The organism is Listeria sp. PSOL-1 (genome assembly GCF_902806445.1).
Lineage (GTDB): Bacteria > Bacillota > Bacilli > Lactobacillales > Listeriaceae > Listeria.
In genome coordinates, this window is record NZ_LR760298.1 from 421,410 (window position 1) to 439,359 (window position 17,950).

Consider the following 17,950-nt stretch of genomic DNA (forward strand, 5'->3'; position numbering starts at 1 on the left):
TCTATTAAAATTCGTTATAGACAAAATTAGTGCTATTTGGATTTTTGAATCCATAAAACCATAGTAAGCTAAGAAGAACAATTAAATAAAAAAGGGTTTTAAGGACAAAAATTGTACTAGGTTTATAGAAGAAAAGTTTTAATTTGCTAAATATGTTCATCACCTCATTTATTACTGTTTAATGACAAATATTAAGAATATGTTTTTATCCCTTATATAATGTAACGCATGTGACTTAATTTGTCTAATTACAATTTTGTAAGGTTGAGTCATTTTTATATTTATTTATCATAATTTGCGCTAAAATATAAAAATGTCGGAGAAAAATATTGCGAAAAAGAATAAAAATTTAGACAAAGTCTGTTTATGACAACAAATATGAATTTTTTATGAACTTTTCGCTTTGAAGGAGGAAAGATATAACATGAATGCGAAAAAAATGGCGGCTTTAAAGGCTTGTGAGCATATAAAAGCGGGAAGCACAATTGGTCTTGGAACCGGGAGTACAGCTTATTATGCTATCAAACGTATAGCGAAGTTGATTCAAGAAGGCATGAATTTAAAAGCTGTAGCCACTTCACGTATATCTGAGCAGCTAGCACATGAAAATAACATTCCCTTATATAGCCTTAATGATGTAGAAAAAATTGATTTAACAATAGATGGTGCGGACGAAGTTGATCATGAATTAAATGGAATAAAAGGTGGTGGCGGCGCACTTTTACGTGAAAAAATTGTTGCGACTGCAAGCACGACAAATATTTGGATAGTGGATGAATCAAAACAAGTGAACACTTTAGGTAGATTTCCACTTGCGGTTGAAGTAGTTTCATTTGGTCATGAAGTAATAAAAAGAAAGCTCGGGACGTTTGCTAAAGAAATCATTCTTAGAAAAGAACAGGATGGAAAAATTTTTATGACAGATAATGGGCATTATATTTATGATCTTCATATCGGCAAAATTGATAACCCATGGGAATTACAACAAGAACTTGAGCGTATTCCGGGAGTTGTCACAGATGGGTTGTTTTTAGATATTGCTGATATCGTCATGATTGGCATGCAAGATGGAACTGTCAAAGAAGTGTTGCGAAAATGATCTTTTGGGACATAACATTCGTTATGTCAAAAGATCACCAGAAGTATTTTATTTCAAAGTCTTTTCCATCAGTCTATGAGGAATCCCGGCATCATCAAAAAGTTCAGAAGCTATCTGATAGCCTAACTTTTCATAAAATGGAATAGCCGTTACTTGGGCGCCAAGTTTTAATTTTAGAATACCTTGAAGGCGAGCTTCATGTTCAATTGCTTCCATGATTCGTCGTCCAGCTCCGAGTCCACGTGCTGCTTTTAGCGTGCAGATCCGTTCAACTTTGCCGTAACCGTCAGTCATGCGGAACCTTCCTGTAGCGATTGCTGTCCCATCGTTAGCATAATCAACAAACATCGTTGCGCTATTTACGTTATCGAATTCATCCCATTCTAGTTCAGGATCAATACCTTGTTCTTCAATAAAGACGTTACGCCGGATTTTTAAAGCATCTTTTCTTATTTCTGAAGTAATAGCTTTTTGTACTGTCAATTTTTTTCTCCTTTTCTTAGTTAAAATTTTGCATTATCAAGATCAAATAATTGTGGTGGAAACATATATATAAGACTGTCTTTTATATAGTTTTGCCAATATTTCCAGCGATGATCACCAGCAAATAAATAGTAACGATGTAAAACGTTTTTCTGGATCATTGTTTTATGGAGTAAAAGGTTTGCGTCTAAAAAGTTCGCAATTTGTCCATCCGTTGTTTGTACTTCAGTTTCTTCACTACCAATGATGTGAAAAAGTTTTAAGCGGGCGGGTTCGATGCCCTTAAATAACGTTAGTAAGTCATCATTTATAAAAGGTGAATGCAAAATGACATTACCAAACGTATGAGGGTATTTTAGTGCAGCTTTTAATGACGTGCTACCGCCAAGCGAATCGCCCATTAAAAAACGGCTTGTTGGTAAATAAAAGGACGAATACCGATCCTCTAAATAAGGAAGCAATTCATAGGCTAAAAAATGAATATAGGCATCATTTTGTTCCCCGTCTGGATGGTATTTACGTCTCCGATCCTGGACATCCTTATAAGGAAGAAGAACGAAAATGACTTTATGTATTTTATCTTGATCAGTAAGTTCATTAGCCAAGTGCAGTAATTTACCAAAACGCAAATAATCCTTTCCATCTTGAACAATACAAAATGGATATTTATAAAGCGGTGTATAATTTTTGGGCAAACAGATGATTAAATCTAACGTTTCATTTAAAGCATGGCTAAAAATAGTTTCTTCTATTATCTTTTGATCCGCCATTTTCACTCGCTCCTTTATTTTTTCTTTATTTTAACATGAAAAAATAGGACTTGGAAAAAATTTGGCCTTGTTTTTCAAAAAGATAGAAAATAATGTGTATTCAACTTTTTTGGATTAAATACTGTTATCATTACTGGATTGTGCTATACTAAAAACTACATTTAAAATTTAGAAAGTAGGGATTCCAACATGAGTAAAAATATTGAATGGGATAAATTAGGTTTTAGTTATATTAAAACAGATCAACGCTATCTTTCATATTGGAAAAACGGGGCATGGGACGAGGGAACGTTAACAAGCGACAATATCCTTCATATTAGCGAAGGCTCAACAGCTTTGCATTATGGACAACAATGTTTTGAAGGTTTAAAAGCCTATCGTACCAAAGATGGCTCAATTAACCTTTTTCGTCCTGATCAAAATGCTTTACGGATGCAAAAAAGTTGTGAACGGCTACTTATGCCAATCGTCCCAACTGAAAAATTTATCGAAGCATGTAAGCAAGTCGTTGCGGCAAATGAAGAATTTGTTCCTCCATATGGAAGTGGGGGAACACTATATTTGCGACCTTACATTATCGGTGTAGGCGATAATTTAGGAGTACAAGCAGCTCCAGAATATATCTTCTCAGTTTTCTGTAGCCCAGTTGGTTCCTACTTTAAAGAGGGCTTAAGTCCAGTGAACTTTGTTGTATCAGAGTTTGACCGAGCGGCACCAAATGGGACTGGCGCTGCAAAAGTTGGTGGGAATTATGCTGCCAGTTTACTTCCAGGTAAAACGGCACGCGATCGTAAGTTTGGTGACTGTATTTATCTTGATCCAGCTACCCATACTAAAATTGAAGAAGTTGGGGCAGCAAATTTCTTTGGAATTACAAAAGAAAATCATTTTATAACGCCGTATTCCCCGTCTATTTTGCCAAGTATTACTAAGTACTCTTTGCTTTATTTAGCAGAGCATAGGCTTGGTTTAACCGTAGAGGAAGGCGATGTGTACATTGATCAGCTAGATGACTATATCGAGGCAGGAGCTTGCGGAACGGCAGCAGTTATTACACCAATTGGTGGCATCCAAAATAGAGATCTGTTCCATGTATTCTATAGTGAAACTGAAGTAGGGCCAATCACACGCAAACTTTATGATGAATTATGCGGGATTCAATTTGGTGACATTGAAGCACCAGAAGAAGATTGGATTGTAAAAGTAGATTACTAAGATATGTAGGAAATAGCTTAGTGACATAAATAAAATAAATCGTTCGCAATGAAAGAGGTTTGCCAGAATCCGGAAGTCTGGCAAACCTCTTTTTTCACTCGCTTTGTCGTGTTCAACATGTAGCGTCTATGCAGCTTTTTTAAAATCATACTTTCTTGAAAAATAGAGTTTGAGTCGCATGATGCCTTGGATTTTTTGCTATTCTTTATTATTTGCTACCATTTTTGGTAAAATAAAGTGGCAAATATAACTGATAATTCCAATGAGAAGCATGACTAAGAATACAAGATTTAATCCGTGATATAAGATATTTCTTATGGGCTCGAACAAACTTGTATCGACTTCAGTTGCTGTTTTTGGGCTAATTAATAAATTTAGGTTTTTTCTAGTAACGCCACTATCATTAGCTGCATTAAATTGCGTGGATAAGATAGAGTTAAAGATGGTGCCTAAAACCGCAACACCAATGGTTTGCCCAACTGTTCTAAAAAGTGCGTTCGAAGCTGTAGCGACACCAGTCTTATCTCTTGAAACGGCTGCTTGCACCGTAACGGTAGTTGTTGTAAAGATAACACCAAAGCCAAAACCAATAACAAGATTAACGAAGTAAAAAGAAATGCTAGGTGTTTTTTGCGGTAAAAGGACAAGGATCAGTGCACCTACTATCACAAGCAGACTACCAATTCCCACTGTTCGCCGCGTTCCAAGTTTGTTTAACCATCGTCCACTAATAAAAGAAGCGGTAATCCAAGCAACTGAAAGCGGTGCTAGCATGAATCCAGCAATGGTTGCGCCGTACCCTAACATTCCTTGTGCCCACATTGGAACATACACATTAAGACCAATTAAAAAGGCGCTGGTAAAGAAACTAATTAAATTTCCGATTAAAACAACCGGTTCTTTAAATAGAACAAACGGAATAATAGGATCCGGTGCCTTTTTTTCGGCAAAATAAAAACAAACAAACAAGATAATCGAAGTAAATAATAAAAGTAGTACAAGTGGTTCTAGCCAATTAAACGTTTCACCTGCACGCTGAAAAGCAAATAATAATGTAAGTAATGCCGTTGTGAAAAGAATCGCTCCAAGATAATCGATCGGTAAGCGCGCATGATGAATATCTTCTTTTAAATAAACCCAAATTAAGAAAATCGTAATAATCCCAACTGGAACATTAATAAAGAAGATCCAATGCCAAGAAAGCTGATCAACTAAAAAGCCGCCTAAAAGCGGACCAAAAACCCCAGCAATCCCCCAAGCAGATCCCATAAAGCCAATGACACGAGCGCGCTTTTCAAAAGGATAAATATCAGCAATAATAGTCATTGTTGAAGGTAAAATCCCCCCAGCACCAATACCTTGGATGGCTCGGAAAATAATTAATTGCTCCATATTTTGAGCAAAGCCACATAAAGATGATCCGATAATAAAAATAAGTGCTGCAATTACAAAAATGAGTTTACGACCATAAAGGTCAGAAAGCTTACCATAAATTGGAACTGTTACGGCAGAAGTTAGTAAAAAAATAGAGAAAATCCAATTCATCAATTCGATGCCATTTAGTTGGCTAACGATTGTAGGCATTGCAGTACTAACAATTGTACCTTCAATTGCTGCCATGAATGTGGCTGTAAACACGGCAATAGTAACAGCTTTTACGTTTGTATGCTTCAAAATAATTCCTCCTTCATACCAAACCGAATTATAGCATATTCTCTCTTTATTTGTAAGCTGTTTCTTTACTCAAATCCCCTTTTCCGCGTTATAATAAAAATTGAACGGTAATTCCAAAAGAAACGATATTTGTTATCAAAATGGTCAAGGAGGAATGGACATGAATGTTCACGATTTTATTGAGGTTAAGATGGATGGTAAGGAAATCTCGTTAAAAGAATATGCTGGAAAAGCAATATTGATTGTAAATACAGCAAGTAAATGTGGCTTAACTCCACAACTTAAAGGTCTAGAAGCACTTTATGAAAAATATAAAGACAAAAACTTTGTGATCCTTGGCTTTCCATGTAACCAATTTTTACATCAAGATCCAGGCACAAATGAGGAAATTATGGAATTCTGTCAAATCAATTATGGCGTAACTTTTCCAATGTTTCAGAAAATCAAAGTAAAGGGGAAAGACGCAACACCGCTTTATAAATATCTTGTTGAGCAAACAGGCGGAAAGAAAATCGAATGGAATTTTGCTAAATTTCTAATCGATGAAAATGGCAAGATCATTGAACGTTTTTCTTCTAAGACAAAACCAGAAGATATTGAAGCTGAAATTAGTCAGCACTTGCCAGAATAGTTTGTTTATAATAAATTGGCGATAAGTACTCGCCATTGGAGAGGTTTGCCAGTTTTCCGGTTCTCATGTACAGCTGTACGCTTTGCTTCCGGATTCTGGCAAACTTTTTTTTTTGAGCAAGTTCGATTTAAAAAATAGAACTGAATCGTATGATGTCCCAAGCTCTAAGCTATTTATTCATTTAACAACTTTGACACCTAAAAAAAGCTCCAAACAATAGGCAGATTGTGTTATACTTATACAACGTGAAAAAATGTAGGAGGAAATGAAAATGAGTCAGAATTTGCAAAAAGAAGTTGCATCGCGCAAAACATTTGCTATTATTTCCCACCCGGATGCCGGGAAAACAACGATTACTGAGCAGTTGTTGTTGTTTGGCGGTGCGATTCGATCAGCAGGAACTGTAAAAGGGAAAAAAACAGGAAAGTTTGCAACTAGTGATTGGATGGAAATTGAAAAACAAAGGGGAATTTCTGTTACAAGTTCAGTGATGCAATTTGATTACGATCAATTTCGTATTAATATTTTAGATACGCCAGGACACTCTGATTTTAGTGAAGATACTTACCGGACATTGATGGCTGTTGATGCTGCGCTTATGGTGATTGATTCAGCTAAAGGAATTGAAGCGCAAACGATCAAATTATTCAAAGTTTGTCGGATGCGTGGGATCCCTATCTTTACATTTATGAATAAAATGGATCGCCAGGGGAAAGCGCCACTTGAGCTTTTAGCCGAGCTTGAAGAAGTATTAGGCATCCAATCTTATCCAATGAACTGGCCCATTGGTATGGGAAAAGAACTAGCGGGGCTATATGACCGTTATCATCGTGTAGTAGAACAATATCGTGTTCCAAAAGAAGAAACTTTCTTGCCACTTGGAGAAAATGGGGATTTGAAAGAAGCGCATAAATTACAAGATTCAAGTTACTATACGCAAGCGCTTGATGAGATCATGTTGCTTGATGAGGCTGGAAATGAGTTCAGTCATGAACGAATTGCTGCTGGAGAACTAACACCCGTATTTTTTGGCAGTGCATTAACGAATTTTGGAGTGGAAACATTCTTGAAAACATTTGTCGAGTTTGCCCCATCTCCAGCACATCATCTGTCAAATGAAGGCGATATCAAGCCAGAGGACCCAGCTTTTTCAGGTTTTATTTTTAAAATTCAAGCGAATATGAATCCAGCACACCGAGATCGAATTGCTTTTGTAAGAATTTGTTCTGGCGAGTTTGAGCGTGGGATTAATGTGACACTTACGCGTACAGGAAAACAAATGAAATTAAGTAACTCCACACAGTTCATGGCGGATGACCGTGAAATCGTGACGCGGGCGGTTGCAGGGGATATTATTGGTCTATATGATACCGGAAATTATCAAATTGGGGATACCATTTCAAGTGGAAGCAAGAACTTAGCTTTTGAAGACTTACCGCAGTTTACACCAGAATTATTCATGCGTGTTTCTGCTAAAAATGTAATGAAACAAAAACACTTCCATAAAGGTGTCGGCCAGCTTGTCCAAGAAGGTGCCATTCAACTATTTAAAACGTGGCGTACGGAAGATTATATTATTGGCGCTGTTGGACAGCTTCAATTTGAAGTGTTTGAACATCGCATGCGTAATGAGTATAATTCCGAAATTATTATGGAACCAATTGGTAAAAAAATTGCTCGTTGGATTCGAGTGGAAGATGTTGATGAAAAGCTGTCTACTCCTAGAAGTATGCTTGTTAAAGATCGCTTTAATCAGCCGCTTTTCCTTTTTGAAAATCAATTCGCGATTAATTGGTTCTGTGATAAAAATCCTGATATTGAGTTAACTGCTTTACTTTAAATTTTTTCAAATTGACGTGAGGCTCATTATTATGGTATGATTTTTGTATTAAATTTAATATTCTTTTGACAATGTCAAAGGGGAGTAGCACTGGCTAGCGATAGTCAGGATAAAGTCGTCATTACGTGGTTTTGCCATCGGTTTTATCGCATTTATTTAAATGTCAGCGAGACCTTTGCCCGTTTTAGGGTGAGGTCTCGCTTTTTTAGTGGAGATCTCCATGTTAAAAGGAGTGAGGAGGAATAAAATGGATACATCAATGTTATTTGAATATGCTTGGGTGTTACTTGTATTAATCGGTTTGGAAGGGATTTTAGCAGCTGATAACGCAGTTGTTATGGCAATAATGGTTAAACATTTACCAGAGAAACAGCAAAAGCGAGCTCTTTTTTACGGTCTGTTAGGTGCTTTCGTCTTTCGTTTTGCCGCTTTATTTTTAATTTCATTTTTGGCAAATGTATGGCAAGTACAGGCACTAGGAGCGGCCTATTTATTATATATTTCAATCAGTCATATTGTACGACATTTAAAGTATACTGAACATAAAGAGGAAGGGAAAGAAAAAAAGGGATCAGGTTTTTGGATGACTGTTTTTAAAGTCGAAGTTGCAGATGTTGCTTTTGCAATCGATTCAATGCTTGCGGCTGTAGCACTTGCGATTACATTGCCTAAAACAGGGTTTGGCCATATTGGAGGAATTGATACAGGTCAATTTGCTGTGATGTTTTTAGGTGGCTTAATTGGTTTAATCATTATTCGCTTCGCTGCAACACAGTTTGTTAAATTGTTAAAGGCTTATCCATCGCTTGAAACAGCTGCTTTTTTAATCGTTGGCTGGGTTGGCATTAAGCTTGTTGTTTATACACTTGCACATAAAAGTCTGGGTATCATCCCGCATAGTTTTCCAGAATCCACTTTATGGAAGCTCATTTTCTGGGGTGTGCTGCTTTTAATTATTATTTTTGGTTGGTTCGTTTCTTATCGTAAGCCAAAAGAGTAAGGACGTAGATTAGAGTTCAAGATAAATCGGCGACAAGCGCTCGCAATTTAAGAGGTTTGCCAGAAATCAGAAATCTGGCAAACCTTTCCAATACAAACGCTTTCGCTCAGTTTGTTGTGTTCAAAACATCGCATTTATGCGCTATTTTTTAAATCACATTTTCTTGAAAAATAGATCGCTGAATCGTGTGATGTTCCAAACTATTTTTCTGTAGTGAAAAACTGATGCAGTTCTAAAGATAGTGTGGTAAAGTAAAGGGAAAGGTGGGAAGCAAGGAGATGGATGTATCAATTTTGGCTGAATATGCTTGGGTTTTTATGGTACTTATTGTTTTAGAAGGAGTACTTTCAGCAGATAATGCCGTAGTTATGGCGGTTATTGTAAAGCACTTACCACATGACAAGCAGAGAAAGGCACTGTTTTATGGTTTAGTGGGCGCATTTGTTTTTCGTTTTATTGCATTATTTGTCATTTCATTTTTAGTTAAAGTTTGGGAAATTCAAGCGATTGGTGCGCTTTACTTGCTTTATTTATCTGGGAAACATGTCTGGGATTTGAGAAAGGGTAAAGACAGTCATAGTGAAAAAGAGGTTGAGAATGTAAAAACAACTTCTTTCTGGGGTACGGTCCTGCGCGTTGAATTAACTGATATTGCTTTTGCGCTTGACTCGATGCTTGCTGCTCTTGCGCTTGCTATGACGTTACCAAATTTAGGAGATTTTGATATTGGCGGTATGAATGGTGGTCAGTTTACTGTCATGTTTTTAGGTGGTCTTGTTGGTCTTGTTGTCATTCGATTTGCAGCCACACAAGTTGTGAAATTACTCGAACGCTATCCAACTCTCGAAACAGCTGCTTTTTTAATTGTTGGCTGGGTAGGCGTTAAACTGATTATTTATACGCTTGCACATCCAGCTGTTCATATTTTACCAGAAAGCTTTCCAGAATCTACTGCTTGGAAACTAATCTTTTGGTCCGTTATGATAATATTAGGTTTAGGTGGTTATATCATTGCAAGGAAAAAGAAAACTTTATCTCGAAAATCAAAAAATAAAAGATAAAATACGCATTCTTTTGGGACGGATGTCGCCTATACAGCTGATTATTACGTATTATTTTTTTGCGGTGACAATTTCAACCATTCTTTTAAGCTTGCCATTTACGAAGAAGCCAGGGTTTCACATTTCATTTATTGATACACTCTTCACTGCTGCTAGTTCAGTTAGTGTGACTGGGCTTGCAACGTTTGATATCGGTCATTCTTATAGTACAGCGGGGATTTGGGTATTAATTATCATTTTTCAGCTTGGTGGTTTAGGTGTCATGATGCTTAGTACGTTCTTCTATTTAATTTTGCGACGAAGAATTGGTTTAAAGCAACGTCAGCTTATTATGACCGATACCAATCAATATACGATGAGTGGTATGGTTCGAATGTTACGCGAAATCCTTATTTTAATTATTGGGATTGAAGTGATTGGCGCGGTGATTTTAGGGCTTTATTTTATTCCGTTTTATCCAACCTTTGGTGAAGCGATGTTTCAAGGAATTTATAATTCTGTTTCGCTTGTAACGAATGCAGGTGTTGATATTACTGGAGCCTCCTTGACGCCATTTGTGAATGACTATTTTGTTCAAGTTATTTCTATTTTACTTATTGTTGCAGGTGGGATTGGTTTTCCTGTGTTGCTTGAAACGAGACGTTTTTTATTTGAAAGAAATGCGCTCATTCCCTTCCGCTTTTCATTATTTGTGAAAGTGACGACGGTTACTTATGTCGTGCTCCTAATTGGTGGGGGGCTTTTAATCTGGGGGATGGAATTCAACCATTTTTTCAAGCATTCTAGTTTAAGTGAAGGCTTTTTTAATTCGATGTTTCTTTCGGCAACTTCAAGAAGTGCTGGACTCCAGACAATTGATAGTAGGGCACTTTCCATTCCAACTTTGCTGTTTGTTTCTTTCTTAATGTTTATCGGAGCTTCACCTAGTTCAGTTGGAGGTGGGATTCGAACGACGACGTTTGCGATCACGATCTTGTTCCTTTATTCGGTGATTCGAGGGCGTAACCATATTTATATATTTGGTAGAGAAGTCTTTAAAGAAGATGTCAGGAAGTCATTAGCTGTGACGCTTTTTGCCACAGTTTTATGTTTTACTTCTGTTATGATTTTAATGCAAACTGAAAGAACGGCTACACTCATTTCTGTTATTTTTGAGGTATTCTCGGCCTTTGGAACATGTGGTCTTTCACTAGGTTTGTCTGAAAATCTTAGCACTGCGGGTAAAATTGTGATCATTATCCTGATGTTTATTGGGCGTATTGGTATTATGTATGCCATGCTAAGTCTACGAAGCAAACACCAGCGTAAAAATGCGATTCGTCTACCAAAAGAAAAAATGATTACAGGTTAAAAAACGTTTCAAAGCTTCTACACATGGAGAAAGCTTTGAAACGTTTTTTCCGTTTTATTTAAAGGTGCTTTGATTCATTGTATGGCTTATTTTTTCATAAAAAAGGGTTCGATCACGTAAAATGATATTGATAAAAAGGTGAAGTAAGAATAACGCGATTATACCGAATGAAAGAATAAATAGAATCAATTGGATTTGTTTTGTTGCATTATTTAGCATTAATTCGATTTGAATAATATAAAGTAAGCCAAAAACAGCGTAATAAAGTAAACTATAACGTACTAAAAGCTGTTTAAATGTAGCTTTATTGCCATTTTGCTGAACGATTTTAATGTGGACAATCCATTTACCGATTGTTTTGCCATTTGTAAGTGCTGGGAGAACAATGAAATAAAGTAGGACCATAATAAATAACCAAACAAGTTGCATGATATCATTACTTTTAGAAAGTTTTAACGCATTGAATGGGAGAATTTTGAATGATTCAAGTAACTCTGTCAGCAAGTTTATGATAAACCAATCAATGAGATAAGCGAAAAAGCGGCGGATATAACTTACCTGTTTACTCTGGATGTAACTTTTTAAATCAATTTTTTCCCTACTTGGTAGAAAGAATGTGATAAGAGGTGCCATCAAGAAGCCAATCATACTACCAGATGTATTTAACAGAAGATCATCAATATCAAATAAACGATAAGCATGAGGATAGAGACCATAAATTCCAGTAAGTTGTGTCACTTCAAAGAATAGTGAAATGAGAAAAGAAATGATGATCGTTTTTAAGAGCGATACACGGAAATAATAACGTAAATAAACACCAAGTGGTAAAAATAAAAAGATATTAAATAATGGCTGAATAAACACATGCTTTGTCAGTGTATGTAAATAAGTTGATGACTCATTCCAAATAAAACCAGATTGGTTAATAAAATCACGGATGAACGTAAAAGGAACAAGCTGTGGGGTAGGTGCTTTTGTATGAGCAATAACCTTTGGATCAGGAAGAGGCAACATCGTAAGGAAGAGAGCTGCCAATAAATAGAAAATAAAGCTAAAGACAACAAAAATACGGATAAAGGTAATGCCCCCGAATTTACGATAAGAGTAAATGGCAAATGGTAGTGTTAGAAAAAAAGCTAAAATAGGAAAAATAATAGCTGCGGTTTGGATCGGTAGAAGATAATTAGACATGGAATAAGTAGGCTCCTTTAAGTAATATTAAATTAAGTAAACTTTAAGAAAAAAAGATGTAAAAAATAGGGAGTAGGTTCTACATGTCGAACGCAACAAATCGAGCGAAAACGCTTGTTTGCCAGCGCACGGACTGTACGTGAGCTGGCAAACCTCGTTTATGTCCGAGACTCATTTATTTTACCATAATTAAACATTAAAAGCCTTCGTGCGGCTGAATTTTTTCTTTTAAACGGCTAATCAAGGCGCGTATTTTTGATATTCTCAGCTCAATGACAGGTTGTAAAAATGTAGTGATAAGACGACTTGATAAAAGAACAGTGAGGCCAAACGAAACAGCAAGTAGTAACACGAATGTTTGCGCGGTATAGTCAGTATTTGCTGTCATTCCTTCACGAAAGGCTTTAATGAAAAAGCCATGTAATAAATAAACATAGAGCGTATTTTCCCCCCACTTTGTAAAAAATAATTTTCTTTTCGGCACAAAAGTGAAAAAGGCAATCATTGCTGCAAAACTAACCATGTAAACAATGATCCGTATAAAAAGACCAAACCATTTTACTGCAACAAAGTCAGTATAGGGCTTAGAACCAAAGAACCAATCTGCATTTAATGAAGGATTGGCAATAAGAAAGGCGACGATAAGAATAGCAATGATTCCACCGATAATCTTTGCTTTATTTTGCTTCGCGAGCTTGAAATGCTCTGTTGTTAAGAAAAAACCAACTAAAAAGAATGGGAAAAACACAAATGTACGCGAAAGACTTAAAAAACCGTCAATTTCGTTAAAATAGCCTGCTGTTAAACCGATGAGAATGGCAATTAAGATCGCTATAATAGGTTTTAATTTAGCAAAAGCTAGTAACATAACGTTCCAAAAAACTAAACTGATTAAAAACCAAAGAGACCATTCTGGGTCAAGCATTTTAACAGATAAATGCGCTTCGTTAAGTAGAAAATAATAAAAGATAGAGTAAATAAGCTGGAAGAAGATATAGGGTAAAATTAACTTTTTAATCGTTTTTCTTAAGTAACCAGGTTTACGAAATCCTTTTGCGAAAAAACCAGAGATTAAAATAAAAGTAGGCATATGAAAAGTATAAATAGACAGATAAAGGATATGAACACTTGTATAATCAGCAACAAAAGTTTCCATTAAATGCCCAAATACAACAAAAAAGATTAAAATAAATTTGGCATTGTCAAAATAATAATCTCGTTCCTTTGCGACTTTTACCGTCATTAGATCACCACACAATTTCTTTATAAAATAAGTATTGCATGATTAAATTCCCGCTAAAAGATGACAATAAACAGACAGATTGTTAACAATTTATTACATAGGAATCATTAGAAAAACGGAGTGAGTCTTTGAGATAAAAAAATCGGCGACAAGCGCTCGTGATTTAAGTGGATTGCCATCACGTACAGTCGTACGTTCCGCTTCAGGATTCTGGCAAACTACTTAAATACAAACGCTTTCGCTCGATTTATTGTGTTCAAAATGGGGAACTCACGCTCGATTTTTTAAATCATATTTTCTTAAAAATCGAGCTGAGTCATCTTATTTCCCAGATTTACTCTGTTTTTCTTAAGCTTGTACAGAAACTTTCTCACTTACTTGAATTTTTCCATCTTGATCAAGGGCAGCTTCAAGTACTGTAGCATTTGGTTTTTCAATCAATAGATCAGCAATATGATCTTCTAAATGTTCTTGGATCGTTCTTCTAAGTGGACGTGCTCCGAATTTAGCATCGTATCCTTGTTCGATGAGTTTACTTTTTACTTCATTCGTTACGTTAATTGCTATTTGTTGATTTGCTAGGATTTCGTTTAAATCAGCAAGCATTAAGTCAACAATAACAAGCAGATCTTCTTGAGATAAGCTGTGGAACTCGATGACGCTATCAAGTCGATTTAAGAACTCTGGCTTGAAGTAATAGCCAAGGCGTGCAAGAAGTGATGAGCTGGAACTCAAATGATCATCATTTGCTTCTTTATTAAAGCCAACAGCTGCTTCTTTTTCTCCGGTTCCAGCATTGCTTGTCATAATGATCACTGTTTCTTTAAAACTGATCGTTCTTCCTTGTGAATCAGTTAGGCGCCCATCTTCTAGAATCTGAAGGAACATATGTTGTACATCTGGGTGTGCTTTTTCCATTTCGTCAAGAAGTAAGATGCTGTACGGATTGCGCCGAACTTTTTCTGTTAATTGCCCTGCTTCTTCGTGACCAACATATCCTGGAGGTGAACCAATAAGTTTAGAGACACTGTGTTTTTCCATAAATTCGCTCATATCAAGACGAATCATTGCCTCTTCAGAACCAAATAATTCACTTGCAAGGGTGCGCCCTAGCTCTGTTTTTCCAACACCAGTTGGGCCGACAAAGAGGAATGAACCAATAGGGCGATTCTTTTGTTTTAGACCTACACGGCTACGTCTAATGGCTTTTGCAACTTTTTCTACAGCATCTTTTTGCCCGATCACTTTAGTGTTTAAATGGGATTCTAAATTTTTCATTTTGGATTGTTCATCTTGTTGTAGACGTCCTACTGGAATACCCGTTTTTTCTTCAATCAGTTTTTGGATGTCAGATGCTTGGATAACTGGTCGTTCTGAAATGGTGCTGTTTGCTTTGTTTTCGTTGAGGCGTGTGATTTCATCACGAACATGGGCAGCTTTTTCGTAATCTTCATTTTTTAATGCCGTATTTTTTTCTTCTTCCAGTCTCATTAAGCGTTCATTTACTGTTTTTTCATCCATTATTTCGATGGTCAAATTATATTTTGAGCCGACTTCGTCCATCAAATCAATGGCTTTATCAGGTAAATGACGATCTTGAATATAACGTGCACTCAATGTGACGGCAGCTTTTAGACTTTCATCGGAGTAAACGACTTCATGAAAATCTTGATAGTTGTCTTTTAAACCGTTAAGAATAGTTAAAGTGGTATCTTCGCTTGGTTCGTTGACAATAACGGGTTGAAATCTACGTTCAAGTGCAGCATCTTTTTCGATTTTGCGATACTCAGAAAGCGTGGTTGCACCGATCAACTGTAGTTCACCACGAGCAAGTGCTGGTTTTAAAATATTGCCTGCATCCATTGAACCTTCTGCAGAGCCAGCTCCTACAATCGTGTGCACTTCATCGATGAATAAAATCGTATTTTTGCGTTCACTAAGTTCAGTGATTAATTGTTTCATGCGCTCTTCAAATTGGCCACGGATGCCCGTTCCTGAAACAAGTGAGGCAACATCAAGCAAGATAATTTCTCTATTTAGTAGTTTATTTGGTACGTTTCCTTGCATGATTGCATTTGCTAGCCCTTCTGCAATGGCTGTTTTACCGACACCTGGTTCACCGATTAATACAGGATTATTTTTGTTACGACGATTTAAAATCTCAATGGTACGTTTAATTTCTTCATCTCGTCCAATAACAGGATCAAGCTGATTTTTTTTGGCTAAATTAGTTAAGTTTGTGCCGTACTCATCAAGTAAGCCGTTACCTGTAGCACCAGCTTGCGTTTTTACACGACTATTTTTATATTGTTCAAATTGATTTTGGTTTGCTGCGTTTTGCCCGCTTAGTTGGCGAAATAGATCATCGAATGGAGTGTTTCCGGAAAAGCTACTTCTATTCATTTGGCCTTGTTTGCGTAATTCGGCGTAGCAAGTTTCACATAAAGGCATTTCTATACGTTGCCCATTGACGTTCATATATAATTGAATTCTAGCTTCATTTTGATGACAGTTTTGACATTTCATAAGTCAAATTCCTCCTTTAAAATTGAGAAATAGTAAAAGGTCTTTTGACTTTGACTATCTTTGACCTTATGTTTATAGTATAACTTGACTTATTCTGACTTTCAAGTGTTTTGCTCAAAAAACTTTATTTGAGTTCACATTTTAAAACTTCATAAAAAGAACTGTGCACTTTAAACCGCGAGCACAGCTTTATATCTAAATTCAAAGCAGAAAAAAATTCCTTATTTAATAAATAGGCAACAATGATAGCAGTAAAAAAATGAATAATACATGGGATAAATAAGTCATCAGTAGACTTGGACGGTAAAGATAAAGCAAGTTCCAAAAGAGATTAGCTATAAGCGTGCTGATGATTAGAGCGAAACTGTCACTAAAGCTTATAAGGATGGTAATTAACGCTGTGCTTATTACAATGGCGAGCCAAGGTTTAACTAACTTTAATAATCGATTAAGTACAAATCCGCGCCAGAAAATTTCTTCACCTGGGATAATCGCTACAATGAGAAGAAGCCAAATCGGCCAAGAATCAGTAGCGAATGTACTAAAAGCGGCACGAACGGATTTATCAAGTCCAAAAGGTAAGATTTTAAGCAGTAAAGCGCCTAAATAAAAAATTATGTATAAGACAACACTTGAGAAAATGGCTGGAATAAGACCGCCAAAAAAAGAATATCTTTTTTTCAAATCAACAGTAAAAATGCTGAAGCTAAGTAAAAATAACATACTGGCTCCGTATATATACCAGAAGCTCTCTGTATAATTAAATGTAATGAAAATCAAGATGGCAGAAATAATAAGACCGATAATTAATTTTAAATCTATCTTGCTGCTTTTCAATTGAATAACTCCTCTACATAAAAAACTTCTTACTCTAAGTACTTTAAATGAAAAAATTCACTTTGGCAACAAATATAGATTAAATCGGTTTAAAGTTGTAATTTTTATAAAAAAAGAGGAGATTATGGCTGATAACTGGTATAATAATCAATAGCGTAGTTCGTTTGAATAGAAGGAGTGCTTTTAGTGCTAGAAAAAAACTACAAATTTTTACTATGGATTTATATTTTTTGGTTTTTAGGAAGTGTGCTGCTCACTTCACTTCATATTTTGGGGCCGGAATTAACAAGTATTCATTCCTTATTCTTGATTTTTGCTGGAATTTTTGCAGCTGTCTTTTTTATTATGCAGTATGGTAAGGGACTGGGGTTAGCGATTACCATTTTAATTTTTGTTGTGACACTTTGTATTGAATGGATGCAGCTTAGTTATACTGGAAATGCGGCTAGCGAGAGTTTTGAAATGGTCTTAAATGGCATGCCAATTACTTTTGCTTTTATTTGGATAGGCCTTATCGCAGGAACCCATATTATTGCTAGGGAGATAACGCTTAAGATCAACATTGATTGGATACGCGGTGGAATTTATGCGATTATTGGTGCAACGATGATCATGTTTTTTGAAATTCTGATTGATCCCATTTTACTTCAAGCTAAGCGCTTATTTTTAATGAATCTTGGGTTTACGGATATTCAAGTATCGGATCTTGTTAATTGGTGGACACTTGGACTTATTTTGCACTTGATGATTTATTTTATTTTAAGTTTAACGAATCGTTGGGAGAATTTGAAATATCCAGATTTAAAATCAGAAATTATTACGGTTTATTGGATCATTATTGTTTTCTTTGTCTTTTTATCATCTTTTGGTGGTTTATGGTTTTCGATTGCTATTACTTTATTTGCGAATCTACTTTTTACAAGTGGCTATTATTTAAGTTTAGCTAAAAATAGAAAAAAATAAGCAAACGCATTTAACAAGTTGATTCTAATCTATTAGAAAAGTTTAAAAACCTGAAATGCGTATTGC

15 protein-coding genes and 1 pseudogene are annotated in these 17,950 nt (G+C 35.9%); 8 read left to right on the forward strand and 8 right to left on the reverse strand.

Translation table 11 applies throughout. The features are described 5' to 3' along the window. Positions 1 to 4: 4 nt before the first annotated feature. Positions 5 to 160, reverse strand: coding sequence for a teichoic acid D-Ala incorporation-associated protein DltX (locus tag G6Q10_RS02080; protein ID WP_163652361.1), 156 nt, complete (start codon positions 158 to 160; stop codon positions 5 to 7). 264 nt (positions 161 to 424) lie between these two features. On the opposite strand from G6Q10_RS02080, the gene rpiA reads away from it, so the two are divergent. After that, a complete protein-coding gene (gene rpiA, locus G6Q10_RS02085) occupies positions 425 to 1,099 on the forward strand; it encodes a ribose-5-phosphate isomerase RpiA (RefSeq protein WP_163652363.1) in 675 nt (224 codons plus the stop codon). Between the two features lie 48 nt (positions 1,100 to 1,147). On the opposite strand, the gene G6Q10_RS02090 is transcribed toward rpiA, so the two are convergent. Next, a complete protein-coding gene (locus G6Q10_RS02090) occupies positions 1,148 to 1,582 on the reverse strand; it encodes a GNAT family N-acetyltransferase (RefSeq protein WP_163652365.1) in 435 nt (144 codons plus the stop codon). 20 nt (positions 1,583 to 1,602) lie between these two features. Beyond that, positions 1,603 to 2,352: an alpha/beta hydrolase gene (locus tag G6Q10_RS02095; protein ID WP_163652367.1), complete on the reverse strand. Its 750-nt coding sequence runs from the start codon at positions 2,350 to 2,352 to the stop codon at positions 1,603 to 1,605. Between the two features lie 186 nt (positions 2,353 to 2,538). Between G6Q10_RS02095 and G6Q10_RS02100 the strand changes: the two are divergent. After that, positions 2,539 to 3,567 (forward strand): annotated as a pseudogene (locus G6Q10_RS02100) (branched-chain amino acid aminotransferase); the annotation flags it as partial. Positions 3,568 to 3,765: 198 nt separating this feature from the next. On the opposite strand, the gene G6Q10_RS02105 reads toward G6Q10_RS02100, so the two are convergent. Further along, the gene (locus G6Q10_RS02105) at positions 3,766 to 5,241 is read right to left on the reverse strand and encodes an MDR family MFS transporter (RefSeq protein ID WP_163652371.1); all 1,476 of its coding nucleotides are present in this window, start codon (positions 5,239 to 5,241) and stop codon (positions 3,766 to 3,768) included. Between the two features lie 160 nt (positions 5,242 to 5,401). On the opposite strand from G6Q10_RS02105, the gene G6Q10_RS02110 reads away from it, so the two are divergent. The 5 genes from G6Q10_RS02110 to G6Q10_RS02130 all read left to right on the forward strand — a co-directional run bounded on the left by G6Q10_RS02110 (position 5,402) and on the right by G6Q10_RS02130 (position 11,124). Then, entirely contained in the window at positions 5,402 to 5,872 is a 471-nt protein-coding gene (locus G6Q10_RS02110) for a glutathione peroxidase (RefSeq protein ID WP_163652373.1), read from the forward strand. A gap of 271 nt (positions 5,873 to 6,143) precedes the next feature. Beyond that, on the forward strand, positions 6,144 to 7,712 hold the full coding sequence (locus tag G6Q10_RS02115; protein ID WP_163652375.1) for a peptide chain release factor 3: 1,569 nt from the start codon (positions 6,144 to 6,146) through the stop codon (positions 7,710 to 7,712). Positions 7,713 to 7,959: 247 nt separating this feature from the next. Beyond that, the gene (locus G6Q10_RS02120; protein ID WP_163652377.1) at positions 7,960 to 8,712 is read left to right on the forward strand and encodes a TerC family protein; all 753 of its coding nucleotides are present in this window, start codon (positions 7,960 to 7,962) and stop codon (positions 8,710 to 8,712) included. A gap of 278 nt (positions 8,713 to 8,990) precedes the next feature. Beyond that, positions 8,991 to 9,773 (forward strand): TerC family protein, encoded by a 783-nt coding sequence (locus tag G6Q10_RS02125; RefSeq protein WP_163652379.1) that lies wholly within the window; start codon positions 8,991 to 8,993, stop codon positions 9,771 to 9,773. Between the two features lie 13 nt (positions 9,774 to 9,786). Beyond that, positions 9,787 to 11,124, forward strand: coding sequence for a TrkH family potassium uptake protein (locus G6Q10_RS02130; protein ID WP_163655669.1), 1,338 nt, complete (start codon positions 9,787 to 9,789; stop codon positions 11,122 to 11,124). A 54-nt stretch (positions 11,125 to 11,178) separates the two neighbouring features. Here the strand turns inward: G6Q10_RS02130 and G6Q10_RS02135 are convergent, their stop codons facing one another. The 4 genes from G6Q10_RS02135 to G6Q10_RS02150 all read right to left on the reverse strand — a co-directional run bounded on the left by G6Q10_RS02135 (position 11,179) and on the right by G6Q10_RS02150 (position 16,921). Then, positions 11,179 to 12,315, reverse strand: a complete 1,137-nt coding sequence (locus G6Q10_RS02135) for a VanZ family protein (RefSeq protein ID WP_163652381.1) — start codon at positions 12,313 to 12,315, stop codon at positions 11,179 to 11,181. Positions 12,316 to 12,511: 196 nt separating this feature from the next. Continuing rightward, complete coding sequence (locus G6Q10_RS02140; RefSeq protein WP_163652383.1) at positions 12,512 to 13,558, reverse strand: acyltransferase family protein; 1,047 nt, start codon at positions 13,556 to 13,558, stop codon at positions 12,512 to 12,514. 348 nt (positions 13,559 to 13,906) lie between these two features. Beyond that, entirely contained in the window at positions 13,907 to 16,084 is a 2,178-nt protein-coding gene (locus G6Q10_RS02145) for an ATP-dependent Clp protease ATP-binding subunit (protein WP_163652385.1), read from the reverse strand. A gap of 225 nt (positions 16,085 to 16,309) precedes the next feature. Continuing rightward, positions 16,310 to 16,921 (reverse strand): CPBP family intramembrane glutamic endopeptidase, encoded by a 612-nt coding sequence (locus G6Q10_RS02150; protein WP_163652387.1) that lies wholly within the window; start codon positions 16,919 to 16,921, stop codon positions 16,310 to 16,312. Positions 16,922 to 17,107: 186 nt separating this feature from the next. Between G6Q10_RS02150 and G6Q10_RS02155 the strand changes: the two genes are divergently transcribed. Then, on the forward strand, positions 17,108 to 17,884 hold the full coding sequence (locus G6Q10_RS02155; protein ID WP_163652389.1) for a carotenoid biosynthesis protein: 777 nt from the start codon (positions 17,108 to 17,110) through the stop codon (positions 17,882 to 17,884). Positions 17,885 to 17,950 lie beyond the last annotated feature (66 nt).

Excerpts from the sequence above, each read along its gene's own strand:
- G6Q10_RS02080 (WP_163652361.1), bottom strand. The coding sequence starts at position 160 with ATGAACATATTTAGCAAATTAAAACTTTTCTTCTATAAACCTAGTACA.
- rpiA (WP_163652363.1), top strand. The coding sequence starts at position 425 with ATGAATGCGAAAAAAATGGCGGCTTTAAAGGCTTGTGAGCATATAAAA.
- G6Q10_RS02095 (WP_163652367.1), bottom strand. The coding sequence starts at position 2,352 with ATGGCGGATCAAAAGATAATAGAAGAAACTATTTTTAGCCATGCTTTA.
- G6Q10_RS02110 (WP_163652373.1), top strand. The coding sequence starts at position 5,402 with ATGAATGTTCACGATTTTATTGAGGTTAAGATGGATGGTAAGGAAATC.
- G6Q10_RS02115 (WP_163652375.1), top strand. The coding sequence starts at position 6,144 with ATGAGTCAGAATTTGCAAAAAGAAGTTGCATCGCGCAAAACATTTGCT.
- G6Q10_RS02120 (WP_163652377.1), top strand. The coding sequence starts at position 7,960 with ATGGATACATCAATGTTATTTGAATATGCTTGGGTGTTACTTGTATTA.
- G6Q10_RS02125 (WP_163652379.1), top strand. The coding sequence starts at position 8,991 with ATGGATGTATCAATTTTGGCTGAATATGCTTGGGTTTTTATGGTACTT.
- G6Q10_RS02135 (WP_163652381.1), bottom strand. The coding sequence starts at position 12,315 with ATGTCTAATTATCTTCTACCGATCCAAACCGCAGCTATTATTTTTCCT.
- G6Q10_RS02140 (WP_163652383.1), bottom strand. The coding sequence starts at position 13,558 with ATGACGGTAAAAGTCGCAAAGGAACGAGATTATTATTTTGACAATGCC.
- G6Q10_RS02145 (WP_163652385.1), bottom strand. The coding sequence starts at position 16,084 with ATGAAATGTCAAAACTGTCATCAAAATGAAGCTAGAATTCAATTATAT.